Here is a 19,686-nt window from a genome sequence, read left to right on the forward strand (position 1 = left end):
AGGCGCACGAGGCCGGGACTAACGGGTCTCCGCCTGGGCGGCCAGCACGGCCTGGCGGAGGGGCCGGGCTCCGCACAGGTCGGCGAGTTCCAGGGCCGCCTTCAGCCGGGAGCCCGAGTCCTGGAGGCGGCCGGAGCGTCGCAGGGCCTCGCCGAGCCGGTACAGAGAGGTGGCGTGTTCGAGGCGGGCGTCGGTCGCTTCGAACAGCCGGACCGACTCCGCCAGCATGTCGAGCCTTCCCGGCCCGGTCACGGTGGCGGCGGCCGACCTAAGGGCCCTGCCGACCGCCCTGGGCGTCCCCCACCCGGCCGCGGCGGCGAGCAGGTCCTGGGCGACGGCGTGCGCCTCCTCCCGCTGTCCTCGCAGGAGCAGGCAGCGTACGAGCGGCGTGCGCCAGTCGAGGATCTCCGGGTTGGTGATGCCCATGGTGCGGCAGTGGTCCCTGGTCGCCCGCGTCATCTCCGTCGCGCGCCGGATGTCGCCCTGGGCGAGGAGTAGGTCGATCTCGCCGTTGGCGTAGATGTGGTGGTTGAGCTCGGGGCCGTGGGCGGCCTTGATCTCCTTGAGGACGGATCGCGCCTCTTCGAGGTCGCCGCGTGCCAGCAGGGCCGAGATGAACGGGTTCCCGACGAACACCAGCCCGAGGCCGAGGCCGCCGTTCCTGGCCGCCTCCACGGCCAGCCGCCCGTCGTGGACGGCCTCGTCGAGGTTGCCCTTGGCGTGCATGACCATCGACCTGTAGGTGAACGCGGGGGCGGTCCCGCGCAGTGAGCCGGCCTCGCGGCTGTACTCCAGCATCGCCTCGACGGACGTCAGGAGTCGCGGGTTGTCGCAGGGGCTCAGCGCGTACCACGCGCACGTCAGCAGGGGGAACGCCAGCGGCTGCCCCATCAGGCGGTCGCCGGTGACGGCCCGCAGGGCGCGCCGCTCGGCCGATTCGCGTCTGTTCCGCATCGCGTCGTGGAGCGCGAGGCTGCATTCGAGCATGAGGCCGCCGAAGGAGGCGTCGGGCTCCTGCGCGCCGAACTCGTCGAGCGAGGCGACGAGGTCGGTGCCGTACGGCGTTCCGTAGGCCACCATGCCGATGCAGGCCTGCAGCGCCCTGCGCGCGGTGACGGAGATGTCGCTCTCCCCGCCGAGGACGGACTGGCAGGCCAGCGCCGCCTGCCGGGGCCGGCCGATCGTCCAGGTGGTGCAGCCGAGGATGAAGGCGATCTCGGCGCGCCGCTCGGGGTCGGGTTCCAGGGTGAGCACCTCGGAGAGGCGTTCGACGGCCTGCGGCATGTTCACGAGCGCCTCGGTCATGCCGAGCCGGGTCAGCACGCCCAGCCGCTGGTCGGCGCGGGCCTCGTCGAGCTGCCTGCGCAGGAACGCGACCGCGCCGTCGACCGAGCCGCGGGCCAGGCTGAGATCGACGGCCTCGCCGAGGATCGCCGTCGGATCGTAATCGCCCATGCCGGGAGGGACATCGTGGTCGCCCATGCCCGGAGGGACCCGGAGCAGGTGGGTCGCCGCCCTGATCGGGTCGTGCCCGGCCATCGCGGCACCGGCGGCACGCAGGTGGAGGTCGGCCAGCCTGCTCGCCCTGATCCCTGAGTAGACGGCGGCCTGGATCAGCGGGTGGCCGAACGAGAACCGCGCGGGCACCCCGTGCGAGGTGACCAGGTCGTTGACGACCAGCGAGGACACCGCGTCGAGCGCCTCCCGCGACGAGAGCCCGGCCACCTCGCCCAGCGCGCGGGCACCGGCGCCGTCGCCGAGGACGGCCAGGGCGTGCGCCACGCTCGTGGCGTGCGCGGGCAGGTGGCGGAGCTGCCCGGCGACGAAGCGCTCGATGTTCGGCGAGCCCTGGAGCAGGGCGGGTGCGCGGCCCCCCGGCGCGGTCAGCTGGCGGCCGAGCTCGCGTACCAGAAACGGGTTCCCGCGTGTCGAGTCGTAGCACCGCCGGACGAGTTCCTCGTCGGGCGGGGCGGCGGTGAGGCCGGCCAGCAGCTCGGCGCAGCCGCCGGGGGTGAGCGGGGTCAGCGTGGCCGTGACGGCCAGGGGCAGGCCGGCGATGACCGAGACGATGTGGTCGACGCGTTCCGAGCCCGGTCGCAGCCCGGCCACGACCACCGCGGGCAGCCCGTCCAGCCGCGCGGCCAGGTAGGCGAGGAACTGGGCCGAGGCGGCGTCGCTCCAGTGCAGGTCGTCCACCACGATCAGGAGCGGGTTGCGCGACGCCAGGTCGTGGGTGAGCCAGAAGAGGGAGTTGATGATCGAGTACTCGCCCTGCGGGGTGGCCGGATCGGCACCGGCCGGTCGCAGGACGGCCGGAGTCGGCACCGCGGGGTCCCTGGCGAACGGCTCGAACAGCTGCCGGACGCAGCCCCAGGCGTAGCCGACCTCAAGGTCGGTGCCGCGGGCGCCGGCGACCGTGAAGCCCAGCTTCTCCGCCCGTGCCCGGGCGTGCTCCAGCAGGCTCGTCTTCCCGATCCCGGCCGGTCCCGCCAGGAGCAGGAGGCCGCCCTGCCTCCCGGTCATCGCGGTGTTCAGGATCCGGTCGATGAGGCGCGTCTCCGCCGCCCGCTCCACCAGGGCGGGGATCGGGGAGACGCTTCCGGCCCCCTGGGACCTGAACGCGACCGCTTCGGCTCTCCAGGGCTCGGACCCGGCCGCTTCGGCTCCCTGAGCCCCGGACGCGCCCCCTTCCACTCTCCGTGCCCCGGACGCGACCGCCGGGCCCGGGGCGAGCAGGTCGAGGCTGGGGTCCTGCCGGAGGATCGCCGTCTCCAGTTCGCGGAGCGGGAGCGTGGGGTCGATGCCCAGCTCGTCGAGCAGCCGGTCGCGTAACCGGCGGTAGACCGCCAGCGCGTCGGTCTGCCGCCCGCTGCGGTACAGGGCGACCATCAGCAACCCGTGCAGGTCCTCGTCGTAGGGGTGCGGCTCGACCATGCCCTCCAGCTCCGGCACCAGCTCCGCGTGTTCGCCGAGCGCCAGCCTGGCCTCGGCCAGCCCCCGCCGCGCGCCGTGGCGCAGCCGCTCCAGCCTGGCCGCCTGCTCCTTGAACCAGGACAGTCCCGCCACGTCCTCCAGGGGGTGCCCGCGCCACAGTTCCAGGGCGGCCGTGAGCGTGGCCGCCCGCGCGGCGGGATCGGCCGCCCTCTTTCCCCGCTCGACGAGGGCCTCGGCCCTCCGGACGTCCGTGTCCACCGCGCCGGGGGTGAGCACGTACCCCGGCGGGCGGGCCACGATCGCCCCGGGCACCCCCAGCAGCCTGCGCAGGTAGGACATGTGGCTCTGCAGGGTGTTCGTCGCCGTCGCGGGCGGCCTGCCGTCCCACACCGCGTCGATCAACCGTCCGGCGTCGACCACGTCGCCGGCCCGCAGCGCCAGGACGGCCGCCACCGCCTTGCGGCGCAGCCCGGAGACCGGCAGGACGGCGTCTCCCGCGACGACGTCCACCGGGCCGAGGAGCCGCACCAGGACGGGCCGCGGACCACCGTCGTGATCGTGATCGTCGGGGACGGTCATCGCCACATCACCCCCGGACCGTACGCCGCCTGAGCCGAGACGGATTCAGGCTAACCGCCCGGAAGGGGGTTGAACACCGGATGGGCCTGGCGCGTTCCAGCGCCGCGTCAGCCGCGTTTCAGCGCCCGGTGGCAGTGTTCCCGCGTACGGCAGGGCAGCCGGCCCGGCCGTCACGGATCGACACGGGGTCAGGGTGCCGGCGCGCTCACGGGGTTCATCGCCGTCGGCGAGGGCGCGCACGCGCACTGCCTGACCACTTCCGCGCGGTGCTCAGAGGTTCGAATCGGGGACTTCGGAGTCTGGCTCGCGTGACCATCACCACCGATTCAGGACGCCTTCCGAACGGACGCGAGGTCGGCCCCGGCCCGGGGCGGCACGGTCTGGAACGCTCTGCCGGACGACGGCGCCTGACCGACTTCCATGGGGGACGCGTTGATTCCCGGCATTGTCCTGTTTCCGCACTGCGACCTGCACCTCTCTCTCGACGACCCGGAGCTCGGCGTCCAGGTCTTCCGCCGCACGATGTCCGGCTTCCAGTCGCCGTACGACCTCGTCCCGATCGCCGGCGCCGACGTGAGGTTCGACTTCTACGCGCCCCACGCGCCGGAGGGGCAGCGATATCAGAACCTGCCCGTCGTCCAGCCGGACGGCAGGGTCGTCGCCACCACACCGGGGATCTACCTCTTCCAGTGCACGGCCGACACCCGCTCGATCGTCGGCCGGCTGCAGGTGCACCAGGCGATCACCGACTGGTGGTTCGGCAACGACTCGATCACGACGGCGGTGGACACGGTCGCCCACGCGCAGCCGACGATCTATGCCAGGTTCACCCCGGACGACACCGGCACCGACCTGGTCGGGGACATCACCGGGCACGGCTACGTGGCGCTGGAGTCGTCCGACGAGGGCAAGGTCGAGCTGAACCCGCTGCAGCGCCTGCGCGGTATCGCGGAGACCGGCGACCAACCGGTCAACCTGATCGGCAGTTACCTCAACGTGGTGCGGCAGCTCCCGGTGCGGGTGGTGGACTACCGCAGGCGCAGGGACATCCTCGAACCCGTCGTCCACGACCCGATCGGGGATCACCACCTCACGCCCAACCTGGTGTTCCTCGGCGAGGGCTTCACCGCGTCCGACCAGATCGCCTTCGACGAGATCGTCGAGGACGTCTACATGGACATGTTCATCAAGCCCCGTCACGAGCCGTTCCCCATGCTGATGAGGAGCATGAACGTCTACAAGGCTCCCGTCAGATCCACCCAGGGCCTGCTCACCCCCGGCTTCCGGGTCGTCGACCACTCCGACCTCAAGGGCATGCCGGTACCACTGCAGATCGAGGTGAAGGGCTTACCGGCGGACGCCTACACGGTGCCCCAGCTGACACTCCTGGTGGGTCTGCCGAAACGGGGAGAGAGCCGCTCGGTCGAAGCTCTGAGAACCGAGTGGGGCACCCAGCACCTCGACGGCCTCGACCTCGCCAGGGTGCATCCCCCCGTGGTGGAGAGGTGGCGGACTCAGGGGTCCACCGCCGCGCTCCAGGCCCACGACACGTTCTTCGGCCTCCACCTCGGCCGGCGGCCGGCCGATCGCGAATCCGACAACCACCCGGTGCCCAACCCCGGTGCGGACGGTGACCAGGCACTGCTGCCGGCGTTCGTCCGGAAGCTCTACACCTTCTATCAGACCGGCGGGCCCCACAACATGCAGCTCGATCCCCGGCGGCATCCGCCGGAGCTCTACGGCGAGAACATGGAGAACCCGCTCACCTCGGTGAGCACCTTCGTCCGCGGGCTCGCGGAGTCGCTGCCACCCCACAGGCATGTGGGGCCCGAGTGGATCCCCGACGGGGTCAACCTGAAACTGAGCCGGGGGCTGATCGTCGTGATCGCCAAGGACTTCATGCACGGCGGGCAGAACATCGAGCACGGGCTCGCCTGCCTCACCCTGAACTCGCGGGACCGGACGGGGTTCGCCTCCGGAAGCCCCTCCGTTCACACGAGACGGCGCACGGGGGCGTCGGCGCTCACCTACGACAAGACCAGCGTGAGCGACCTCGCGATCCACGAGCTCGGTCACAGTTTCAGGCTGGGCGACGAGTACGAGGAGAACGCCGGCCGGGCACCCGCGGCCGGGGGAGACGGGTTCGACAACCTCACATCGTGGACAGCCATCGCTGACCCTGCCAATCCCGGGCGTTTCCTTCCTGAAAGGGTGAAATGGCTGGGCCTGATACGCGTCAGGTTCGCGTCCCGGGTACGGGACGTGCAGCCGCTGCCCGACGGCATCAGGGTCACCGTGCCGCCGGAGGACATCCCGCACTGGGAGCGGGTGCGCCTGGAGAACCCCGCGGTCCTTCTCCAGAGGACCCTGAGTCTCGGCATGGGCCAGATCCCGTTGATCCCGGGTGAGTTCGGGAATCTGATGGAGTTCCACATGGGGAGCAGCCCCGACCCGGTGGCCGCGACCATCGACCTGACCGGGCCCCCGACCCCCTTCGGGAAGGACTCCATCCTCCTCAGCCAGTTACGCAACACGAGCAACGAGCCCCTGTTCGTCACCGAACGACGCGTGCTCGATTTCCTCCGGAATCCCGAGGGCCGGCCCGGGCGCCCGCTCAACGTCGACGTGGCGAACGACCCCAACGGCCCCGGGCCCCACAGCGGGCCCGACCTGCCGAGAGAGATCTCCGCCTCCACGCCGGGCAACCCGCCCGGTCGCAGGGTCACCTTCACGCCGGCCAACCCGTCCAGCCAGACGATCGGCGTGTACGAGGGCGGGCTGAAATACGCCCAGGGCGTCTACCGCCCGGCCGGCTCCTGCAAGATGCGCAACCAGCACCAGTCCGGCGACGACGGCAAGTTCTGCTTCGTGTGCCAGTGGCTGATCGTGAACCGGCTGAATCCCTCCCTGCACCGCACTCTGGACCTCACCTACTCGTTGGGGACGCCCCATGCCTGAGCCGAGCACGTTCGACCGCGTACTGTGCGAGCTGGCCCTCGCGTTGCGACCGCTCACGCGGGCGCTGTCGTCGCCCAGAGCCGCGCGCGGCCTGCTGCGGGAGCTGGGCTGGGTCGTCGACGACGTCCCGCAGCCCCTGCTCGACCTGCGCACCGACCTCGACGTGCTGGACGAGGCGCTGCGCAGGATGTTCGGCCCGGCCGAGCCCGTGAACCCGGCCGCGCGGCCCGACGACCTGGCGCGCGTCCTGGCCGCCGTCGGGCGGATCGTCGGCGCCGTCCGCGACCTCGCCACCGACGACCTCATCCCGTCCTCCCTCCAGAAGGACGGGTTCGGCCAGACGTTCCCCCGCCAGCTCGTCGACCACCTGGTGGGCGCCTATCTGACCAGGCACCGGCCACGCGTCGGTTTCGCCCTGCGGGCCCTGGGCGTCCTGCGCACCACCCGCGAGCCCGCGCAGGGTGACCGCCCCGCCTACCGCGGGACGACACTCGACCTGGCGAGGCTCCCGCAGGCTCTCGGCGACCCCGAGGTGGTGCTGCGCGACGCGTTCGGCTGGGGCGAGGACACCTTCGACCACGGCGCCTTCCTGTCGGCCGTGGACGACCTCCTCATGTCGGTGGGTGTCGACGTCAGGTTCGGCCCGGTGGAGGACGCCACGGCGACCGGCCTGCTGGGACTGCCCGCCGGGGAGGATCCGCCCATCGAGCGGGCCGTACCGCGCGGGCTCAAGGCCGTCCTGCTGGAGCAGGTCGTGGACGGGACGGTCACGACCGCCGGCGTCCGGCTGCTGCCGCTGCCCGCCACCGCGACCGGCAGGCCCGGACTCGCGCTCGTGCCCGCCCTCGACGGCGCGCTCGACACCGCCCTGCCGGTCGGCGGCGACCTGACCGCGACCGTGCGCGCCGACCTCGACCTGCAAGGTGGCGTCGGGCTGCTGGTACGGCCCGGCGAGCCCGTGGACCTGATCGTCGGTTTCCTGTCGGAGGAGGCGCCCACCCACGCGACCGGCTCGATCCAGGTCAGGCTGGACGGCGCCACCGGCGCCACCGGCACGCCGCGGGTCCTGCTGGGCGCCGAGGACCGCACCCGGCTGCGGCTGCGCGGCCTCGGCGGCGCGGGCGGCCTGCGCGTCGACGCCGGGGACGGCCTGGACCCGTACGTCGAGCTCGAACTCAAGGGCCTGGAGTTCGTGTTCGTGCCGGACGGCTCCGACGGTTTCCTCGCGGCCGTCATGCCCTCGGAGGGGTTCGCCTTCGAGACCGACCTGACGATCGGGGTCTCGCACCGGGACGGGTTCGCCTTCCGAGGCACCTCCAACCTGGAGATCCAGGTCCCGGCGCACCGCAGGATCGGCCCGGTGGAGGTCCGGTCGCTGACGATCTCCGCGATGCCGTCCGGCGGGAGCCTGCCCGTCTCCCTCGGCGCCACCTTCGCCGTCTCCCTGGGCCCGGTGCGGGCGCTGGTCGACCGGGCCGGGCTCACGGTGAACCTGGAACCGAGGCCGGACCTCGACGGGAACCTCGGCCCGGTCGACCTCTCGGCAGGCACGCTGCCGCCCTCCGGCGTGGGCCTGGCCGTCGACGCGGGCATCGCCTCCGGCGGCGGCTACCTGCGGTTCGACACCGAGCGCGGCGAGTACTCCGGCGTGCTCGAACTCGCCCTCGGCGAGGCCCTGTCGCTGAAGGCCCTCGGCGTCCTCACCACCCGGCCGTTCTCGCTGCTGATGCTGGTCACCGCCGACTTCGGCGAGGGGCTGCCGGTCGGGTTCGGGTTCACCCTGCTGGAGGTGGGCGGGCTGCTCGGGCTCGACCGGGGCATGAACGTGGCCGCCCTGACCGAGGGGGTGCGTTCCGGCTCGCTGGGGTCGCTGATGTTCCCCCGCGACGTGGTGGCGAACGCGCCGAAGGTCATCGGCGACCTGCGCGCCTACTTCCCTGCCCGCCCTGGAACGTTCCTGGTCGGCCCGATGGCGAAGCTGGCCTGGGGCACGCCCCGGCTGATGCACCTCACCCTGGGCGTGATCGTGGAGATCCCGGGCGACGTCGCTGTGGTGGGCGTGCTGCGGGTGGCCCTGCCGCACGAGGACGCCCCGGTCGTGGTCCTTCAGGCGCAGTTCGCCGGCGCGATCGAGTTCGGCAGGCGGCGGATGTTCTTCCACGCCGCCCTGTTCGAGTCCAGGATCGCCTTCGTCCCCCTCGACGGGGAGTTCGGGCTGCTCGTCGCGTGGGGGGAGGACGCCGGCTTCGTCGCCTCGCTCGGCGGGTTCCACCCGAACTTCGAGGCGCCCGCGCTGCCGTTCCCGACGCCGCGCCGGGTGACGATGAGCCTGCTCAACACCTCGGTTGCCCGCCTGACCGCGCGGGGATACCTCGCGGTCACCTCCAACACGGTCCAGTTCGGCGCCCGGATCGACCTCTACTTCGGGGTGTCGGCGTTCAGCGTCACCGGCTTCGTCGCCTTCGACGCGCTGCTGCGGCTCCTGCCGCTCCACGTGGAGGTGGAGATCGCCGCCGCCATGTCGGTGAAGGCGTTCGGCGTCGGCCTGTTCTCGGTCAAGATCCGGGGCAGCCTGGACGGCCCCTCGCCCTGGCACGTCAAGGGCCACGGCGCGATCTCCCTGCTGTTCTGGGACCTGGACGTGGAGTTCGAGCACACCTTCGGCGACCCGCTGTTCCAGCCGGAGCTGCTGATCGACGTGCTGGACGCGCTGGCCTCCGAGCTGGAGCGGCCCGAGGCCTGGAGCGCCGTGCCCCCCGGGGGCGGGCGGCCGGCGGTGACCGTACGCGAGCCCGCCGAGACCACCCTGCACCCCAACGGGGTGCTGCGCGTCTCGCAGAAGGCGCTGCCGCTGGGGCTCACCCTCGACAGGGTGGGCACCCAGCGTCCCACCGGGGCGAACCACCTCACGCTCACCCCGGCCGGCCCCCTGGTGAAGGTGGCCGACGCGCACGAGGAGTTCGCCCCGGCCCAGTTCGTGGAGCTGTCCGACGCGGACAGGCTGAGCAGGCCCGCGTTCGAGACCCAGCGCTCCGGCGTGGACCTGGCCGCGGCGGGCGACGACCTGCGCACGAGCGGGATGGCCAGGCGGGTGGTCCGCTACGAGGAGATCCTGCACGACCGGTCCTTCACCAGGGAACACCGCCGCCTGGCCCCCTACCAGGAGGGGCTGTTCACCTTCCTGCTGCGCGACAACGCGGTGGCGCGCTCCCCGCTGTCGCGGTCCGGCCGCGACCTGCTGCGCCCGCCCGGGGAGACGGTCACCGTGTCGGGCGAGAGCTACACCGTGGCCTACACGGCCGACAACCGCGCCCACGTCCCGGCCTTCGCCGGCGCCGCGGCCGCGCACGAGTTCCGGGCCGCGATGGTCTCGGGCGACCCGGCCGTGGCCGGCTCCGTTCACGTCATTCCGAGCTTCGAGGTGGTTCCATGACCGCGCCCGCCTACACGTTCCTGCCGTGGCTGCGGCGGGGCCTGGCCAACCAGGTGACCGCCGCCGACGGCGACCCGGCGGTGCGGCTCCGCCCCCGGGTGACCGTCTCGCTCACCGCGAGCGGCCGCTCCCCCGGCGGGGCCGTGCAGAACCGTACCCTCACCAGGCAGGTCTCGCTGTACGGCCCGGCCGACGTCGTGGGCATCGACCCGAACGCGATCGTACGGACCGAGCCGCGCCCCTGGATCACGAACGCCGAGCCCAACCTGCTCGCCCACGTGGACTTCTACGACGAGGACCTCCCCTGGCGCCACACCCCGGCGGCCCCGGCGGCCGGGCGGCTGCGGCCGTGGCTCACCCTGCTGGTGCTGACCGAGGAGGAGTTCCGCGACAGCCCGGCGGGCGGCGCCGCCCCGCTGCCCCGGGTGGACGTTCTCGACCCGGCCGTACTGCCCAGGGCCGACCAGCTGTGGGCCTGGGCGCACGTGCACGTCGACCGCGGTCTCGGCGGCGACGACGGCGAGATCGTCTCCGGCGACGGCCCGGCGGTGGCCGCCCGGCTCGCCGCCACCCTGGCCGGAGATCCCGACCTGGCCCGCTCCCGGCTGCTGTGCCCGCGCCTGCTCGCGCCGGACACCGGCTACCACGCGTTCCTGGTGCCCACCTTCGAGGGCGGGCGCCGGGCCGGGCTGGGACTCGACCCCGGCGACATCCCGGCCACCATGACCGCGTGGCCCGCGTCGGCGTCCGACCAGGGCCCGCGACCGCAGCCCTCGTCGTTCCCGGTGTACCACCGCTGGTACTTCAGGACCGGCGCCAGGGGCGACTTCGAGACCCTGGTCAGGCTGCTGCGCCCGGCCCCGATCGACCCGGCGGTCGGCACCCGCGCCATCGACGTACGGCATCCCGGCTCCGGCGTGCGCGGCGTCGACAAGCCCGGACTCGACGGCACGCTGCGCCTCGGCGGGGCGCTGCGGCCACCCCACCTCCCGCTGCCGGGCGACCCCTGGGAGTCCTGGGACGAGCCGTTCCCCCGCCCGCTGCAGGAGGACCTGGCCCGCCTGATCAACCTGGCCGACGACTATCGCGCCGAGGCCGACGCGGACCCGGTCATCTCGCCCCCGCTGTACGGGCGCTGGCACGCGCCGGCCTCCCGGGTACGCACCGACGAGGCACCGGACGGCTGGGTGCGGCGGCTGAACCTCGACCCCCGGTTCCGGATCGCGGCCGGCCTCGGCGCCAGGGCGGTGCGCGAGAACCAGGAGCGGTACATGCAGGCCGCCTGGGACCAGGTCGGCCAGGTGCTGGCCGCCCAGCGGCGCGTGCGCAACGCCCAGTTCGGCCTGCGGGTGAGCACGGTCTGGCACGAGCGGCACCTGGCCTCCACGCTGCCGGTGCCCCAGCGGGCGCTGTACCTCACCGCCCCGCTGCACCGCCGGATCCTGTCCGGGGGCGAGACGCTGCGCCAGGCCCAGACCACCGCCCGCGTCTCGCCGACCCTCTTCTCGGCGCCGCTGCGCCGGGCCCTGCGACCGCGCGGCCGGATGATCGGGCTGCTGCCGTTCGACGAGCATCATCAGGCCACGCGCCTGCTGGACCGGGTCAACACCGGCGAGGTCGACCCCGCGCCGCCGGAGCAGCCTCCACCCGGCGTCCTCACCGCCGACGTGGCCGCGACACTGGTCGACGACCCCACGGCGGCCGCCACCGTCGGGGAGTCCGGCCTCACCCCCGGGTGGCTGGCGGGACTGCCGGGCGCCTCCGGCTTCACCGTCGGCACGCTCACCAAGCCCGGCACGCCCGGACGCGGCGGCGAGGACAGCCCCGAGGCGATCATCTTCAAGGAGGCGCTGGAGGACAGCCTCGACTTCCGCGAGGAGGCCGAGCAGAGGGGCACCCCGCCGGAGCCGGACGAGGTCGACCTGGACGGCATGGCGCAGACGGCGGTGGACGCGGTGCGCCCCGAGGTGACCATCCCGCGCCGGATCGAGACGACCGTCCACATCCCCCAGGCGATACGCGACGAGGTCGGCCCCGGGCTGGTCGAGCCCATGGCCTACCCGGTGATCGACCAGCCGATGTACGAGCCGCTGCGGGACCTGGGCACCGACCTGTTCCTGCCGAACGCCGATCTGATCACCCCCAACACGGTGACGCTGCTGGAGACCGACCAGCGCTTCGTCGAGTCCTACCTGGCCGGGGCCAACCACGAGTTCGCCCGCGAGCTGCTCTGGCGCGAGTACCCGACCGACCAGCGGGGCACGCCGTTCCGCCAGTTCTGGGACGTGCGCGGCGCGACGGCCGCCGCCTCCGGCGACGCGCGGGAATCGCTGCGGGACATCCCGCCCCTGCACGAGTGGGCGCCCGCCTCCTCGCTGGGCAGCCACGACCACCGCGACACCGGCGGCGGGCGCGACGAGCTCGTGCTGGTGATCCGCGGCGAGCTGCTCAAGCGCTACCCGAACGCGGTCGTCTACGCGCACCGGGCACGGTGGCCCGCGCCGGGCCAGACCGGCCCGCGGCAGCTGTCGGGCGACCCGGACGCGGTGCGCACGCCACGGTACGCCGCGAGGATCGACCCGGACATCACCATCCTCGGGTTCGACCTCACCGCGGAGGAGGCCATCGGCGGCGACGACCCCGACACCGACCCCGGCTGGTACTTCGTCATCAAGGAACGCCCCGGTGAGCCCCGGTTCGGCCTGGACACCGAACCGAGCTCCCCCCGCGAGGTGTGGAACGACCTGTCGTGGCCCGAGGTCCACCCGGGCCCGGCGGGCGGCTGCCTCGACCTCGCCACCGCCCCGGCCTCCCTGACGCTCACCGCGCCGGCCGGGCCCCCCGAGGCGGTCCAGCACGCCGAGGACGTCCAGGTCCGCTGGGATCCGGCGATGACCGCCGCCGACCTCGCCTACATCCTCTTCCAGGCCCCGGTACTGGTCGGGGTGCACGCGGCACAGATGCTCCACACACCCTCCGAGGAACCCTCATGAGCCAGTTCACCACCGACCCGCGCGAGGGCGTCAGCGACCTCGACGACGGCTCACCGATCCTGCTGATGCCCGTACGCCTGGAGACCAGGTTCGCCAAGGACCCCGCGCTGCTGGTCCGCGTCTACCCCGACGACTGCAACCTCTCCACCTTCGACGCGGAGATGACGCCGTCGGAGGTCGACAACGTGCGGCGCTACTGGACCGAGGCGCGCGAGGCCGGCCCGGCCGAGGCCCCCCGCAGGGCGGCCTGGCGGCGGCTGGTGGCCGCGCACGGTTCCGGCCGGGCCACCTGGCTGCGGACCGCGCACCGGCCCGCCAACCCGTCGGGACCGCCGGAGTTCCCCGAGGTCACCACCAAGCAGGACGCCTGGTCCCAGGCGCCGCGCGTGCTGCTGATGCCCCAGCGTTTCGTGGTCGTCGGCTTCCGCGCCGGCGAGGATCCGCTGGTCGAGATCGGTACCGAGATCGACCAGGAACTGTTCGCCGGGCCGGACCCGGCTGCCACGGGCGAGGACCAGCTGCGCCACGACGAGAACGGCGACCTGGTCGTGCCCGACCGGCTGCGCTGGCTGTCGGACTTCGACCGGGCGGTCGAGGTGGGCATGGGCCTGCGGATCCCGCTCACGCCGCGACAGGCCGAGGGCGGGTTCGACCGGCTGCTGGTGCTCGGCGTGCGGCTCGGATCCGAAGCCGAGGAGGGCGCCGCCCAGCTGCGCGACCTGCTGGAGCGGCACGCCCGCAGCCGCACCGGCGTCGCCCTGGTGGCCCAGGGCACCCCCACCAACAACGGCGAGGACACCGGCTCCGGGCACGGCCGCCGCGACGACCCCGACGCCTCCTTCGACGACCTGCGCGAGCCGGCCTACGAGGTCACCCCCCGGCCCGACGAGAAGCGGGACGGGCAGTGGCTCGCCGAGTACCTCGGGCTGCCGGCCGACTTCTTCGTCCACACCCGCGGTGCCGCCGGGACGGACCGGCTCACCTCCCGGGCCATGAACACGCTGCTGTGGCCGGCCACGTTCGGGTACTGGATGCGGGCGATGATGGGCCAGGTGTTCGACGGCGGCGCGACCGACGGCGTCGGCGAGTTCCTCACCGGGCACGTGGTGGGCGGCGGGGCCGTGCCGGCGATCCGCGTCGGCGCCCAGCCGTACGGCATCCTGCCCGCGACCGCGTTCTCACGGCTGGAGTGGCCGGACCGCGACAGCGACGCGGACAAGCTCTCCGGGCCGCTCTACCGGGTGCTCGACACCGTCCGCCGGGACTGGACGCCGCTGGTCGAGCGGGTCGCGCGCGTCGGCGGGCCGTCCGGCGACCCGCACCAGACGCTCCTGGACGTGCTCGCGCTGCACCCGGGCTCGGTGGAGTGGTCGCAGCGCTACGCCGAGAGCCTCACCACCCTGGTCAACCGGCTGAACCTACGGGACCTCGCGGGGGCGGTCCAGCAGATCCTGCCCGCCGCGCGTCGCGTCGCCGCCCGCGAGTTGCTGGGGCGCCACGGGTACGACGGCCCCGCGCCGCCCGTCCTCGACCAGGTGTTCTCCGGCCGGCGGAACCTGCTCGGCGGCGGGGTGGTGGACGGGCTGCCGCCGTCCGAGTCCGCGCCGCTGCGGCCCGCCACCACGGACGGCCGCAATTACCTGGCCTGGCTCGGCTCGGCCGCGAGGAACGGCCTGGAGCGGCTCTACGAGCAGGAAGGCTTCGTCGACGACCGGCCCCCGGCGTCGCTGCTCTACCTCCTGGCCAGGCACGCCCTGCAGCAGGGATACCACGAGAGCGCGATCCGGCTGTACGAGGCGAGCGGCCTCTACACCCCGGCGCAGGCCCGGACCGCCAGGACCGACAACCCCGTCCTGCACATCAGCTCCGGCAACCCGCTGAGCGAGAGCCGCTACCAGCCGCTGTTCGCCACCGCCCCGCCGATCACCGGGAGCCCGACCCGCCGGGTCGGCGACCACATCGCGATGACGCTCGGCTCGCCGCAGAGCGTGGAGCTCGCCGCCCAGCTCGACGCGCTGGCGCGGCTGGAGAACGCGCCCACCGCCCAGCTGGGACGGGCCTTCGCCGACCACGTCGACACCTGCTCCTACCGCCTCGACGCGTGGCTGCTCGGCCTGGCCGACCTCCAGCTCACCCGGATGCGCGAGCAGCGGCCCACCGGCCTGCACCTGGGCGCGTACGGCCTGGTCGAGGACCTGCGCCCCGGCCGCTCCGAGCGCCTCGACTTCGAGCCGGAGGACGAGGACGTCGCCGCCGACTTCCGGGGCGGGCCGCTCGCGCTCGACCCGGCCAACCAGGGCTTCGTGCACACCCCCTCGCTCAACCACGCGGTCGCCGCCGCGGTGCTGCGCAACGGCTACCTGTCGGGCGTGGCGCCGGGCGAGGGGCCCGCGGTCGACCTGTCCTCCGCCCGGGTGCGCGCCGCGCTGGCGCTGATCAACGGGGTCCGGGAGGGGCAGAGCCTGAGCGACCTGCTCGGCCACCGGTTCGAACGCGGCCTGCACGACCGGCACGACCTGGCCGAGGTCGACGCCTTCGTCCAGCCACTGCGCAAGGCGTTCCCGCTGCGGGCCGACCGGATGGCGTCGACCCGCACCGACGACGGCGTGCCGATCGAGGCGATCGAGGCCGGAAACGTGCTGGACGGCCTCGCCCTGGTGGAGCGGCTGCGCACCGCGAGCGGCTACCCGTTCGGGGTCGCGGGCCTGCCCGCGGCGAGCCCCGCCCAGGCGGCCGCGATCGACGCCGAGGCGCACCGGCTGCTCGACACCCACGACGCGGTCGCCGACCTCGCCCTGGCCGAGGGCGTCTACCAGGCCGTGATGGGGAACTACGACCGCGTGGCGAGCACCTACGACGCCTACGCCAAGGGGGCGAGCCCCGCTGAGCCCGACATCGTGCGTACGCCGTCGAGCGGCGTGACCCTCACCCACCGGGTGGCGCTGCACCTGCCGTCCGCCACGACGCCGGGATCCGGCGCGACTCCGCGCGCCCGGATCGAGCCCTCGATCAACGCCTGGCTCGCCGGGGTGCTGCCGCCGCTGGAGGAGGTCGGCTGCACGGTCTCCTTCCACTCGGCCGGCGGCGGAGCCGAGACGACCCGCGAGGTCACCCTCGCCTCGCTCGGCCTGCAACCCGCCGACCTGGTGGCGATCGGGCGCGTCGAGGCCCTGTCGGAACTGGACGCCCGGGTACGCCGGTTCGTCCGGGCCACCTTCGACCCGCGCCCCGACCGGCCCGTCACCGTCGATCACCACGAGGCGGCACCCGGCCGGATCAGCGTGTTCGAGCTGCTGCCCCTGCTGCGGGCGGCCCGCCGGCTGGTGACCCTGTCGCGCCCGCTGACCGGCAACGATCTGCGGCTCACCGCCGACGCCCGCGCCGGCGACGAGCCCGCGCCGTTCGTCGACCGCCACCGGGTCGGCTCGGTGGACACCGCGTTGCGGGTGGCGCGCTCGGAACTGGCCGCGGCCGCCGACGCCCTGGCCGCCCCCGGCCCGGTCGCCGACGTGGACGGCCTGGTGGAGTCCGCGGTGGACGCGCTCGCGCACGCGGCCCTGTTCGGGCTCCCCCAGGCCGGATGGGACTTCGCCCACGAGGCCCTCGGGCCGGCGTACGCCGACCTGCTGGCCGCGTGCGCCGAGACCGCCGGGCGCTGCGGCGACCGGCTGGAACGGTTCGCCGAGGAGTTCGCGCGCTACCTGGCGGTGCCTGCGGAGGGGGCGGACGAGGAGCGGTTCCTGTTCCTCGGCCGGGCCGAGGCGGCCGTCTCCACCGCGCCGATCCAGCCCCGGCCTGCCACCCCGGCCGCCTTCGCGGCCGCCCTGCAGGCGGGCCCCGTCGCCGACCTGAGCGCGGCCAGGGACCGCTACCAGGCCGTGGCGGCCACCACCCGGACGACGGTGGGTGGCCTGCGCGCCGACATCCTGGCCATCCCCCCGGCCGCGCCGGTCGATCTGGCCGTACCCGACCTGGCGCCGGCCGAGGACCGGCTGGTCCGGCTGCTCGCCGACACCCGGGCGGTGCTCGACGTCGTGCTGGCCGAGACCGACCGGCGGCTGGCGGCGGCCGGGACCGCGTTCGACCGGCACGACGGCACCGACTCACCGGCCGAACGGGTGGCGGCTCTGCGGGAGGCGGCCGGAGCGCTGCTCGGCGACGAGTGCCGGCTCGTCCCCGAGTTCGCCCTGGACGGCCAGCACGCCGCCCAGGTCTCGGCGGCGCTGGCCGCGAGCCGGTCCGGGGCGCCGTTCGCCCACCTCGACGTGGACTTCCCGGTGGACACCTGGCTGCACTCGGCCGCGCGGGTCCGGGAACGGCTGCACGACTGGGAGCGGCTGCAGCTGCTGGCCGGGGCGTTCGGCGGCGCCGAACCGGAACTCGACGCGCTGCAGCTGCCACCGGTCACCGGCGAGGGCTGGCTCGGCCTCGACGTCCGGCCGGACCAGGTGGTCGACTCCGACCGGCTGCTCTACACCGCCCACCTGCCGTCCGGCTTCGTGCCGGGCGCGCCCCAGCGGGGCCTGCTGCTCGACGAGTGGACCGAGACGATCCCCTCGGCCACCGCGGAGAGCGGCATCGCCTTCCACAGCGACCGGCCCGGCACCGAGGCTCCGCAGGCGATGCTGCTCGTCACCCCGACCCTGACCCGGGGCGCCTGGCAGTGGGACGACCTGGTCGACGCCGTGTGCGACACCGTGGACCTGGCCAAGCTGCGGGCGCTGGAACCGCACCACATCGCTGAGCTGCCCTACGCGTCCTTCCTGCCGACGACCCTGATGGCCAGTCAGGTCAGGCAGCTCACCATCGCCGCCGACCTCGCACTCAACAACGTGCTCGCCGACGTGAGGGCCCCGTCATGACAGAGAAGTACATCACCCCGCAGCTCGGCTCGGTGATCGCCTCCCGCCGCAGACCCGGCGTGACGTTCTGGAACCGGCTGGAGGGACGGCCCCGCACCCGCGCCTTCGACCGCGCGCTGCGGGCGGAGGTGCGCGACGCGCTCTGGATGCTGACCCGCCAGTGGCAGGTCGGCGAGCTGCGCGGCGAGGACGCCGGCTCCCCCATCCAGGCGAAGGTCCGCGTCGACACGACGCCGGTACGGGCGTTCCGCGCCCCCGGCGCCGAGAGGACGGCCTCGGACCTGCCGCCCCAGGCGGAGGTGGAACGGCTCCCCCTGCCCGCCGAGACATCGCTCGACCTGCGCCTGCTGATGGGCAGGTACTGGCTGAAACTCCTCGCCACGGTATGCCCGGCCGCGGCCGGCGCCTACCGGGCCGCCTACCCCGCGCCCCGGCCCGACCCCGCGTGGGACGCCGGGATCTGCGCCCACCCCCAGGTCTGGTCCGCCCACCGGGCCGCCGCGACCCGGCTGATGGACGGCGCCGCCCTCTACCGGTCGATCGTGGCCGGGACCCCGGCCTCGACCGGCATCGAGGAGGTCGCCGGCGCCGAGCCCGAGGTCGACGCGCTCGGCGTGCGGTTCGCGGCCTGGTTCGACCGCCTGATCAGCCGTCCGGAGGAGGCCTCCGCCTGGCGGCCAGAACGGATGGAGTACGGCTTCCAGGCCGACGCCGGGACCCGTGACGACCCGGCCGGCCTGGTCGCCGAGGAGTACTTCCACGGCCGGATCGACTGGCACGCCCTCGACGCCGTCCCCACCCCGCCCGACCCGGGCGACGACGAGACGGCGACGACCCGGCACGTGCTCACCACGCTGCCCACCACCGCGTCGTTCAACGGCATGCCCAACACCCGCTGGTGGGCCTTCGAGGACGGCGACACGAACTTCGGCGGCATCCGGCCCGACAGCACCGACCTGGGCACGCTGATGCTCGTCGAGTTCGGGCTGGTCTACGCGAACGACTGGTTCGTCGTCCCGTTCACCGTCCCGGTCGGCACCGTGGCGAGCGTGCGCGGCCTCGTCGTGACCGACGTGTTCGGCGAACGCACATGGGTCGAACCGGCCCTCTCCGAGGACTGGAAACTGTTCCGGACCAGCGTGGCCGGCGGCGCTGTCGGCGGCGCGGGGGCCGCGGGAGGTGCCGCGATCGGCGGCGCGGGGGCCGCGGGAGGTGTGGCGGGAGGTGCCGCGGTCGGCGGTGCGGGGGCCGCGGGGGGTGTGGCGGGCCACGATCTCACCGTCCTCGACACGGCCGACCACCTCCAGGAGAGCGCGCCCCTGGACGAGGTCGTGTTCGTCCGCGACGAGATGGCCAACCTCGTGTGGGCCGTCGAGAAGACCGTCCCCTCCCCCGCCGGAGGCGGCATGCCGGGAGCGGAGGCGGGCCACGAGCTGCGCGACTTCCTGCTGCGCGACTTCGAGCGCCGCCACGGACACCCTCCCGCGCCACCGCCGCCGGCCGAGGGCACCCACGTCCGGTACGAGGTGATGACCTCGGTGCCGGAGAACTGGATCCCGATGATCCCGATGCACCGCCCCGGCGACAACCGCGAGATCCAGCTGCGGCGGGCCGCGATGCCCCGCACCTTCGACGGCGACCCGGACCCGCCCGCCCCGGTGCGGCCGCGCACCTGGTTGCTGGGGGCGCCCGGCCTGCACGTCCACGAGGAGGAGGTGCCCCGGGCGGGCATCCGGGTGACGCGGACCTACCGGCGCACCCGCGACCGGCGGGGCCGGGTGCACCTCTGGCTCGGCGCGACCAAGCGGACCGGTCGTGGCGAGGCCTCCAGCGGGCTGGTCTTCGACCGCCTCGCCGACCACCCCTCTCGGGGGTCGTGAGCCCTGCGATCCGGGGCAGGGGTGCTCACGGCCGCCGTTCCCGGGGG

The 19,686-nt window shown here is 74.0% G+C and carries 6 protein-coding genes; 5 read left to right on the top strand and 1 reads right to left on the bottom strand.

Going from position 1 to position 19,686, the window contains the following annotated elements; all coding sequences use genetic code 11:
- Nucleotides 1-18: 18 nt before the first annotated feature.
- Complete coding sequence (locus tag ACTOQ1_RS32055; protein ID WP_440071709.1) at nucleotides 19-3,513, bottom strand: BTAD domain-containing putative transcriptional regulator; 3,495 nt, start codon at nucleotides 3,511-3,513, stop codon at nucleotides 19-21.
- A 432-nt stretch (nucleotides 3,514-3,945) separates the two neighbouring features.
- Between ACTOQ1_RS32055 and ACTOQ1_RS32060 the strand changes: the two genes are divergently transcribed.
- Genes ACTOQ1_RS32060 through ACTOQ1_RS32080 form a run of 5 tightly spaced genes read left to right on the top strand, consistent with a single transcriptional unit; the run spans nucleotide 3,946 to nucleotide 19,639 of the window.
- A complete protein-coding gene (locus tag ACTOQ1_RS32060) occupies nucleotides 3,946-6,471 on the top strand; it encodes a hypothetical protein (protein WP_440071710.1) in 2,526 nt (841 codons plus the stop codon).
- Nucleotides 6,464-9,904, top strand: coding sequence for a DUF6603 domain-containing protein (locus tag ACTOQ1_RS32065; protein WP_440071711.1), 3,441 nt, complete (start codon nucleotides 6,464-6,466; stop codon nucleotides 9,902-9,904). Before ACTOQ1_RS32060 ends, ACTOQ1_RS32065 begins: the two co-directional genes overlap by 8 nt.
- Nucleotides 9,901-12,897 (top strand): hypothetical protein, encoded by a 2,997-nt coding sequence (locus tag ACTOQ1_RS32070; protein ID WP_440071712.1) that lies wholly within the window; start codon nucleotides 9,901-9,903, stop codon nucleotides 12,895-12,897. The genes ACTOQ1_RS32065 and ACTOQ1_RS32070 overlap by 4 nt, the downstream gene beginning before the upstream one ends.
- Entirely contained in the window at nucleotides 12,894-17,759 is a 4,866-nt protein-coding gene (locus ACTOQ1_RS32075) for a hypothetical protein (protein WP_440071713.1), read from the top strand. Before ACTOQ1_RS32070 ends, ACTOQ1_RS32075 begins: the two co-directional genes overlap by 4 nt.
- On the top strand, nucleotides 17,756-19,639 hold the full coding sequence (locus tag ACTOQ1_RS32080; RefSeq protein ID WP_440071714.1) for a hypothetical protein: 1,884 nt from the start codon (nucleotides 17,756-17,758) through the stop codon (nucleotides 19,637-19,639). Before ACTOQ1_RS32075 ends, ACTOQ1_RS32080 begins: the two co-directional genes overlap by 4 nt.
- Nucleotides 19,640-19,686 lie beyond the last annotated feature (47 nt).

It is taken from the genome of Streptosporangium sp. OZ121 (genome assembly GCF_051918885.1).
GTDB lineage: Bacteria > Actinomycetota > Actinomycetes > Streptosporangiales > Streptosporangiaceae > Streptosporangium.

Excerpts from the sequence above, each read along its gene's own strand:
- ACTOQ1_RS32055 (WP_440071709.1), bottom strand. The coding sequence starts at position 3,513 with ATGACCGTCCCCGACGATCACGATCACGACGGTGGTCCGCGGCCCGTC.
- ACTOQ1_RS32065 (WP_440071711.1), top strand. The coding sequence starts at position 6,464 with ATGCCTGAGCCGAGCACGTTCGACCGCGTACTGTGCGAGCTGGCCCTC.
- ACTOQ1_RS32070 (WP_440071712.1), top strand. The coding sequence starts at position 9,901 with ATGACCGCGCCCGCCTACACGTTCCTGCCGTGGCTGCGGCGGGGCCTG.
- ACTOQ1_RS32075 (WP_440071713.1), top strand. The coding sequence starts at position 12,894 with ATGAGCCAGTTCACCACCGACCCGCGCGAGGGCGTCAGCGACCTCGAC.
- ACTOQ1_RS32080 (WP_440071714.1), top strand. The coding sequence starts at position 17,756 with ATGACAGAGAAGTACATCACCCCGCAGCTCGGCTCGGTGATCGCCTCC.